The sequence below is a fragment of the Candidatus Aminicenantes bacterium genome (assembly GCA_026393795.1).
Classification (GTDB): domain Bacteria; phylum Acidobacteriota; class Aminicenantia; order UBA2199; family UBA2199; genus UBA2199.
Map to the genome: position 1 here is coordinate 1 of JAPKZL010000160.1, position 2,530 is coordinate 2,530.

Sequence of the window (2,530 nt, forward strand, 5' to 3'; positions counted from 1 at the left end):
TCAATGACGTCCTTTACAGGTAGGGGCACGGCGCGCCGTGCCCCGACGCCAATCGCCCCATCGCCCGAAATCAATTCCATCAACGTCTGTCCTTCCACGTATTCCATGGCGATATAGACCTGGTCATCGTGCTCGCCGATCTCGTAAATGATCACGATATTGGGATGGTTCAAGGCGGCCGCTGCCTGGGCTTCACGCTCGAAGCGCTCGCGTGCTTCCTTGTCTGCGGTCAATTGCTTAGGCAGAAACTTCAATGCTACCTGGCGGTGCAGCTTGGTGTCTTCGGCGAGATAGACTTCGCCCATTCCGCCACGGCCAAGTTCTTTGATTATTTTATAATGAGAAACAATTTTTCCTGTCATAGATTAAATCAATTGGCCGGGCGGACAGGTCCGCCGGCGCCAAGCTTTTCCAGGATCTTGCAATGGGAAACGATTTGGCCGATCATTTTTTCTCGCTCATTGGGAGTTTCATGCGCCGCATCAGGTCCTGGAAGCGCGGGTCGGGGCGAAGGATGTCGAAACAGGGGTACCCGAGGTACGGCAACGCCGGATCACGGACCTCAAAACCTTTCTCCAGCCAATCCAAAGCCTTGTCCTTCTCCCCGGCCATGGCGTAAAAGATTGCGATATCGCTCGGCATACTGTATGCCTTGGGAAGGCGGGCGATCAGGGCTTCGGCCGCGCGCTTCATCGCCTCGGCATATCCTCCTTGAGCATAGCCTTCATCGAGCGCCGCGTCGATTCTCGGGTCGTTATAAATAACTCTTTCACAGGCTTTGGCAGCTTCGAGGGTCTCTTTCTCCATTCCCTTCAATTCGTGCATGATCCACCAGAGCGCATTCGTGGCGAGGGGAAAGCCCGGTTGAATGCGCAGGGCTTCCCTCGCCGCCGAGATGGCCTCGTCGTGGCGCCGCTGCCAATACAGGACGAACGCATGAAAGCTGTGGACAAGCGGGTTGAACGGGTCGAGCACAACGGCCCGTTCGCTGTGATTCAGGGCCTCCTCGCCATGCCCCATGATCATCAGGAAGTGGGAGTACAATGCCTGCGCGTTCGCGACGTTGGGATTGATCTCGAGGGTTCTCCGCCAGGATTCCCGGGCGCCGTCCCAATCCCAATCGATCCATGTCCTGACCGTAGCCAGAGCCTCGTGGGCGCCGGCAAGATTTTCGTCCAGCTCGATGGCCCGCAGCGCCGCGGCCTTGGCCTTCGGTCCCGCCTGCTCGGGCGGCGCGAGACCAAATTGGTTGCGGACGACCCAGATAAAGGCGCGCCCGACGTAGGCCGGTGCGTAGGAGGGGTCCTTTTCGAGGGACAGGTCGAAGTACCTCTCGGCGATGTCCAGATCCCCGGGCGTCATCTTTATCCAATGGAAGAAGCCCTGGAGGTAGGCTTCGTGGGCCTCGGGATTGACGGGGCGCGCCTCGGCCAGCTGCGCCTTCTCCGAGGGCAGCAGCCGGATGGCCAGGGCGCCGGCGACCTTCCCGGCCACATCGCTCTGCAGGCCCAGGATACCCGACATCTCGCGTTCGTACGTGTCGGCCCACAGCTGCGCCTGGCCCTTCACCTGGATGAGCTCAGCCGTGACCCTGACCCGGCTTCCCTCGCGCCGGGCGCTCCCTTCCAGAACGTAGTCCACCCCGAGCTCGCGGCCGATCTGGTCGATGGGTGCATCACTTTTTTTATAACGCATCACCGAGGTGCGGGCGATAACGCTCAGGCTCTGCGGGTGCAGTTTCCCGAGCTGGCTGATCATCTCCTGGGTGAGGCCGTCGCTGAAGTATTCCTGCTGCGGGTCGTTGCTCAGGTTGGCGAACGGCAGCACCGCCATCCGGACGATGCCTGGAACGCTGCCCCTCGGACTGAACAGGCGGCCGCGGATGCCCCCGACGTCGAGCGCCAGGAGAAGCGCCAGCGCGGCAGCCGCGGACGAAAGGTAGAGTGTTTTTTTTGAAAAAATGTTCGCCCAGAACCCTTTGGTCCCGGCTATAATTAGCTGCGTGCCTTCGGCTGCCGCCTTCAGGTTCGCGGCTAGGTCGTTCATGTTCTGGTAGCGGTTCTTCGGGTCCTTGGACAGGGCTTTGGTGATGACAAGGTCCAGGCCGGCAGGCATGACGGAGCGGGCATTGCCCAGGGGCTTGGGCTCCTCGTTGAGGATGGCATAGACCACCGCCTGCATGTACTCGCCCTTGAACGGCGTTTCGCCCGACAGCATCTCGTAGAGAATGACGCCCAGCGACCAGATGTCGGTGCGCTGGTCCACCTCCTTTCCCGAGGTCTGCTCGGGGGACATGTAGGCCGCCGTGCCCATGGTGGAGCCCGTCTTGGTCAGCTTGGTCTGGCCGCCGGCCAGTTTGGCGATGCCGAAGTCCAGGATCTTGACCACTCCTTCGTTAGTGATGAAAATATTGGCCGGCTTGATGTCGCGGTGGACGATGCCCTTGGCGTGGGCCGCTGACAGCCCCCTGGCGATCTGGGTGGCTATGTCGAGCACTTGGGGGATCGGCAGACGGTGGACGGCAGACGGT

At 60.8% G+C, this 2,530-nt stretch carries 2 protein-coding genes; both read right to left on the reverse strand.

Annotated elements, in window-relative coordinates:
* A partial coding sequence (locus NTW95_07530) for a protein kinase (protein MCX6557260.1) occupies nt 1-362 on the reverse strand: 362 nt, incomplete at its 3' end.
* 82 nt (nt 363-444) lie between these two features.
* The coding region (locus NTW95_07535; GenBank protein ID MCX6557261.1) for a protein kinase at nt 445-2,530 on the reverse strand (2,086 nt) is incomplete at its 5' end.